Annotated in this window: 6 protein-coding genes; all 6 read right to left on the reverse strand. The window is 36.3% G+C overall.

Translation table 11 applies throughout. The annotated features are described in order from the left end of the window. On the reverse strand, window positions 1-405 hold a 405-nt coding region (locus AC1DTM_RS16185), incomplete at its 3' end, for a ribulose-phosphate 3-epimerase (protein ID WP_477000480.1). Between the two features lie 2 nt (window positions 406-407). Beyond that, window positions 408-1,289 (reverse strand): ribosome small subunit-dependent GTPase A, encoded by an 882-nt coding sequence (gene rsgA / locus AC1DTM_RS16190; protein WP_016106007.1) that lies wholly within the window; start codon window positions 1,287-1,289, stop codon window positions 408-410. Between the two features lie 270 nt (window positions 1,290-1,559). After that, window positions 1,560-3,533 (reverse strand): Stk1 family PASTA domain-containing Ser/Thr kinase, encoded by a 1,974-nt coding sequence (pknB, locus tag AC1DTM_RS16195; protein WP_477000481.1) that lies wholly within the window; start codon window positions 3,531-3,533, stop codon window positions 1,560-1,562. A gap of 8 nt (window positions 3,534-3,541) precedes the next feature. Further along, window positions 3,542-4,294, reverse strand: a complete 753-nt coding sequence (locus AC1DTM_RS16200; protein ID WP_016106009.1) for a Stp1/IreP family PP2C-type Ser/Thr phosphatase — start codon at window positions 4,292-4,294, stop codon at window positions 3,542-3,544. A 4-nt stretch (window positions 4,295-4,298) separates the two neighbouring features. Further along, entirely contained in the window at window positions 4,299-5,387 is a 1,089-nt protein-coding gene (gene rlmN, locus AC1DTM_RS16205) for a dual-specificity RNA methyltransferase RlmN (protein ID WP_002014500.1), read from the reverse strand. A 4-nt stretch (window positions 5,388-5,391) separates the two neighbouring features. Further along, window positions 5,392-6,402: 16S rRNA (cytosine(967)-C(5))-methyltransferase RsmB (rsmB, locus tag AC1DTM_RS16210; protein WP_477000482.1), on the reverse strand; the 1,011-nt coding region annotated here is incomplete at its 5' end.

Below are 6,402 nucleotides of genomic sequence, written 5' to 3' on the forward strand. Positions count from 1 at the left end.
AAGTAATACCATGTCTATATCTTCTAATACATGCTCAATCGTTGAAACTGGAGTATGTGGATTTAATACAACTCCCGCTTTAATGTCATGAGATTTAATTAACTGAATTGTACGATGTAGATGTGGACAAGCTTCTACATGGACAGTAATAATATCAGCTCCTGCTTTTGCGAAAGTTGGGATATAGTTATCAGGATTTTCAATCATTAAATGTACATCTAACGGTAATGATGTAATCGGACGGATTGCTTCTACAATTAATGGTCCAATCGTAATATTTGGTACGAAATGTCCATCCATTACATCGATGTGAATGTAGTCAGCTCCACCTTTTTCTACATCTTTAATCTCTTCCCCTAATCTTGAAAAATCTGCTGATAAAATCGATGGTGCAATTTTAATCATGACTAATACCTCGGCTTTCTCTCTCTAATTTCTTCTACGAATTGTTTGTAATTCTTATAACGATATTCGGTAATCTTTCCTTCTTCAATCGCAGCTTTCACCGCGCATTTCGGTTCAGCAAGGTGTGTACACCCTCTAAATTTACAGTATTGGCTCGCTTCTTTCAACTCTGGAAAACAATACGTAAGATCTTCTACCTCTATATCTATGAAATCAAGCGAACTAAAACCAGGTGTATCCGCAACAAGTCCGCTTCCAACTGTAATTAATTCCACGTGTCTTGTCGTATGCTTTCCACGTCCTAAATGTGAAGAAATATCATTAGTTTTCAATTCTAAATCTGGACGTAATACATTTAGCATTGAAGATTTCCCAACACCAGATTGGCCTGCAACGACGGAAATACAACCTTCTAAGAATGGTTTCAGAATATCAATACTTTCCGATGTATTTATAGAAGTAAACAACACATCATAACCCATTTCACGATAATCATTTGCATAAGATTCAACAGTTTCTCTCATTTTTTCATCTACTAAATCCATCTTACTAATACAAATAATCGGTTTAATGTTATGATATTCAATCAATACTAAAAATCGATCTAACAGTCCTGGATTAAAATCTGGTTCTACTGCAGAGAAAACAAGAATAGCTTGATCAACATTAGCAATAGGAGGTCTAACAAGTTCATTTTTTCGATCAAATACTTCTAACACATAACCTTCATTCGGATTATCCGCTTGAAAAACAACTTGGTCTCCTACAAGTGGTGTAATTTTATTCTTTCTAAATACACCACGCCCGCGACATTGTGTAATCCCTTCCTCATTCTGCACATAATAAAACCCACTTAGAGCTTTTACAATTTTTCCTTCTGGCATATAATTCTCCTTTATTTTGTATAAAATGAAACTGCAATTAAATATGAATAGACTAGAGTTCTTTAAACAATTATTTCAAAACCCACCAAATATATATCCAGGTTCATATATTTAATCTACCATCAAATTTGAAATATTATTTACAACAGTATCACTTTTACAGCTTTTTGAATCATATATTTTTGCCTGTTATACAGTCCACGATGTAGACAGCATAACAGGCAAGAGTAGTGAATTCCATCTTCTATATAAGGACGATGGAATTCACTATTATTGAGCTGGATATGGTACTTCTTTGTCCATAATCGTTACTCCATCTCGGACAATCTTATAGTGTCCCTTTGCACCTTCTTGAATTACAAATTCTAAAGAAATAATCGCTGACTCAGTAATTGTTCTCGTTTCAACTGGTTTATCCATTTTTTGCTGCATATCTTCTTTATAAATTTCTATTGTTTGCGGCTTTTTATCACCTGTTGCAGAAGCTTCATATGGGATAGAAATGTTATCCACTTTTACCGTTTTCGTCACTTTAGGCTTCGGACCATCGGAGATAACAATCGATACTTTATCTCCTTCTTTTAAAGGTGTCCCAGGCTTTGGTAACTGTGAAATAACAAGGTCTTTATCAACCGTATCTGAATACTCTCTTTTTATATCAGAAACGAGCTTTCTTTCATTTAAATAACCTTTTACACTATTTTCAGTCCATCCTGAAAAATCACCTGGTCTTATTTGATAAGGTCCTTTACTTACCCAAACTTTCAGCTCTTGTTCCGCCTCTATAACCATTTGATCAGGCGTTGGTATTTGCTCTACAATTTCACCTTTCGGCTTATCATTTTCAATATAATTTATTGTAACTTGTTTATATTTTTCTTCTAACTCAGCTCTTATACTCTCGAAATCTTTTCCTGTCAAATCACGCATCTTACTTTTCTTTTTTCCACCTGATTGATAGATAGTAATTTTAGAGTTTTCTTTTACTACTCTTCCTGCTATAGGATCTGTTTTTATCACTTTTCCGGCTTCAACATCATCTGTATATACAAGATTAGGTTCAGTAACTTCAAACCCTTTTTCAACTAATGTATTTACAGCTGTCGTATATTTCATACCAGCCACATCAGGAACCTTCACATCTTTCGGAATAAAGAAGCCTGGAATAACAGTAAGTGCTAAGGTTATCCCTATTGCTAAAAATAAAAATGTTGTAATTAAAACTTTCAGCCATTTATTACTTCGTTTTTTCTTCTTACCTGATTCGGTCTCTTCTTTTCTTACTTGTTCATCCACTTTACTTCCTTTTAATACAATCGTTTCATCACTTACATTTTGAAATAGTTGTTCTTGTTGAATAATTGGAATCGCTTTCGTTGCTTCCATATCTTCTGGTATGTAAAATGGTTGTTCATTTATTCGTTCTGGGTATAGTGCTGTTTCAATATCTCGTTTCATCGCGTTAGCAGATTGATATCGATGAAATGGATCTTTCGCAGTCGCCTTTAATATAATATTTTCAACACTTTGTGGAATATTTTCATTCCATCTTTTTGGAGATGGCATTTCATTTTGTAAATGTTTTAACGCAATTGCAACAGCAGATTCACCAGAAAACGGTTGTCTTCCTGTTAACAATTCAAACATAACAATCCCAAGTGAATAAATATCTGATTGTTTATTCGCTATACCGCCGCGCGCTTGTTCTGGTGATAAATAATGCACCGAACCGAGCACCGAATTTGTATGTGTAATCGTTGCTGCACTTGTAGCTGTCGCAATTCCAAAGTCTGTTACTTTTATCACTCCGTCATCTCGAATCAAAATATTGTGCGGTTTAATATCGCGATGTACAATCTCAAAATGATGGGCGTGTGCCATAGCGGACGTTAACTGCTCCATTATATCAAGAGCTTCTCCTATCGGTAACATCCCTCGATCGATTATGTATTGCTTCAATGTTCGTCCAGGTACATATTCCATTACAAGATAATATATACCATCCTCTTCCCCAACATCATACATATTCACAATATTTGGATGCGACAACGTTGTAACAGATTGCGCTTCTCGATGGAAACGTTTAATAAACTCTTCATTATTTGAATAGTCGAGTCTTAATATTTTTACCGCTACATCTCGGCCAAGTATATCATCATGAGCTAAATATACATTGGCCATTCCTCCACCGCCAATCATTTTCAGCAGCTTATAACGGTCATTTAAGCGTTTTCCAATCAGCACGTTGCACTTCACCTACTTTCGTTTGTCGAATCCGCATAATCAATAATAACGAGGGTGATATTATCTTCTCCACCACGATCATTTGCTAATTGAATGAGATGCTCTCCCTTCGCCTCGAGCTGTTCATTCAATTGTAAAATTTGTTGCATATCAGCCATAGGGACTTTGTTAGACAATCCATCAGAGCAAAGAAGCAATTGATCGTCTTCTTCGAGCACCAATGTTTTAACATCTAGTCCGACTTTTTCTTCTGTTCCTAACGCTCTTAACAGAACATTCTTTTTCGGGTGATATTCTGCATCTTCTTTTGAAATTTCACCGTGCCTAACAAGTTCATTTACAAGTGAGTGATCTTCCGTTACAAGCGATGTTTCTCCCTCTGATACCATATAACAACGACTATCTCCTATATGACCTATTGTTACAAAGCTAGGTGTACAAATCGCCACGATAACCGTTGTTCCCATGCCATTACATTCTACATGCTGCTGAGAGTAAGCATATATGCGCTCATTAATAATTCCAACGTTAGTATGTAACCACTTTTCTACCTTTTTAGGCTCATTCATATTATGCGTTTGCTTCCAATAATCATGGAATAATTGAATAGCCATCGAGCTAGCTACATCGCCAGCTCGATGACCTCCCATTCCATCTGCTACTACCGCTAAAATATTTCCATCTAAATTGCGAAAAACTCCTGCACTATCTTCATTATGTTGACGAACTTTCCCTTTATCCGATAGAAACACGGCTTTCATCTCGTCACCTCGTCTCTTCTTTGCGCTCCTTTGCACGCAACTGACCGCAGGCTGCATCAATATCATGACCTTGTTCACGGCGAATTGTTACATTCACTCCACGATCTTTTAACGTCTTTTCAAATAAGAAAATTTGCTCTCGTGGCGTACGTACATAATCACGTTCTGGCACGTAGTTTACCGGAATTAAGTTTACATGACATTTTACACCTTTTAAGAGCGCAGCAAGTTCTTCAGCGTGCTCAACTTGGTCATTTTCTCCTCCAAATAAGCCATATTCAAATGTAATACGACGCCCTGTTCTATTTACATAGTATTTAACAGCTTCCATTAAATCAGGTAGCTTATAAGCACGGTTAATCGGCATTAATTTTGAACGTATCTCTGTATTTGCAGCATGCAATGAAATCGCAAAATTGATTTGCATATCTTCTTCAGCGAACTTATAAATTTTTGGAACAATTCCACTTGTTGAAACTGTCATATGTCTTGCACCAATATGAATTCCTTTTTCATGATTTACAATGCGTAAGAATGACATCAAATTATCATAATTATCAAACGGTTCTCCAATTCCCATAACAACAAGAGAACTTACACGTTCTTCTGTTTCATCAAGCGCACGCTGAACTTCTACTACTTGCGCTACAATTTCTCCAGCCTCTAAGTTTCGTTTTAACCCACCAAGTGTAGATGCACAGAACGTACAGCCAATGCGGCAACCCACCTGTGTTGTTACACAAATGGAATTTCCATACTCATGTCGCATTAGTACAGTTTCAATAGAGTACCCATCATATAACTGGAATAGGAATTTAATCGTTCCATCCGAAGACGTTTGTTTTACTAAAGTGTTTAAAGTAGTAATATCAAAGGAATTCGACAATTTATCGCGCAATCCTTTAGCAAGGTTTGACATATCCTCATAATTTTTTACACGTTTTTTATATAGCCAATCAAAAATTTGTCCTGCACGGAACTTAGGTTCTCCTTGTTCCTTTAACCAATCTTGCATTTCATGAAGTTGTAAAGAATAAATTGATGGTTTCTTTGTCTCTAGATTCTTCTTTTGTTTTTTTACAGTCGTTTCCATGATGCTACACCTTCTTTCTTAAACAAGCAATATAAAAGCCATCTGTTGCAAAATAATGCGGTAAAATTCGTACTTGACCTTCATCAATATACGGATTTAACTTTTCTGGCATACGATCTTTTATCGTAGTATCCCATTCAAATTCAGGATGCTCTTGTAAAAATTGCTTTATTACTTGTTCATTTTCTATTTTTTCAATTGTGCACGTACTATAAACAAGGCGACCACCTTGTTTTAACAATGGTGCTATTTTTTCTAGTATCGCAAGTTGAATCGTTGATAACCTTTCACTATCGCCCTTATCTTTACCTAACTTAATATCAGGTTTACGTCTAATAACACCAAATCCAGAACATGGTGCATCTACTAATATTTTGTCAAAAGATTCATTTGCAAAATGATCTTGAACTTTTCTAGCATCTAAAGCCATCGTTTCTACATTTTCTAAACCAAGTCTCTTCGCCTGTTGTTCAATTAAACGTACTTTATGTGCGTGTAAATCAAGCGACATTACCTTACCAGTTCCGTCCAAACGCTCTGCAATATGAGTTGTTTTTCCGCCAGGAGCAGCACAACTATCTAGAACTGCATCTCCTTTATTCGGTTCTAAAGCACGTGCTACAAGCATTGAGCTTTCATCTTGAATAGAAAGGAAACCTTTTTTGAACGCTTCTGTATGTGCGACATTTCCTCTTTCAATTTGAATTGCATCCTCTGACAATTCGCCACGTTTTGCTTCTATACCCTCATCAGCTAATAACGCAACCGCTTCTTCTACCGTTACTTTATCAACATTTACACGTGCTGTTGGTACAGGTGGCAACATATTTATTTCACACATTTTCTCTGCTGTCTCTAAACCATATTCGGATGCCCATTCTTGTACAAGCCACATTGGGTGACTCGTTGCAATTGCAAGACGTTCTACTGGATTTTCGATTTCTTCTAACGAAGATACACCCTCTCGCTGAATTGAACGCAATACTCCGTTCACCATACCTGAAATCCCTTTATG

It is taken from the genome of Bacillus sp. P4_D3 (assembly GCF_056401855.1).

What these genes read in the sequence shown, in the direction of transcription:
- rlmN (WP_002014500.1), bottom strand. Translation starts at nt 5,387, where the DNA reads ATGGAAACGACTGTAAAAAAACAAAAGAAGAATCTAGAGACAAAGAAA.
- rsgA (WP_016106007.1), bottom strand. Translation starts at nt 1,289, where the DNA reads ATGCCAGAAGGAAAAATTGTAAAAGCTCTAAGTGGGTTTTATTATGTG.
- AC1DTM_RS16200 (WP_016106009.1), bottom strand. Translation starts at nt 4,294, where the DNA reads ATGAAAGCCGTGTTTCTATCGGATAAAGGGAAAGTTCGTCAACATAAT.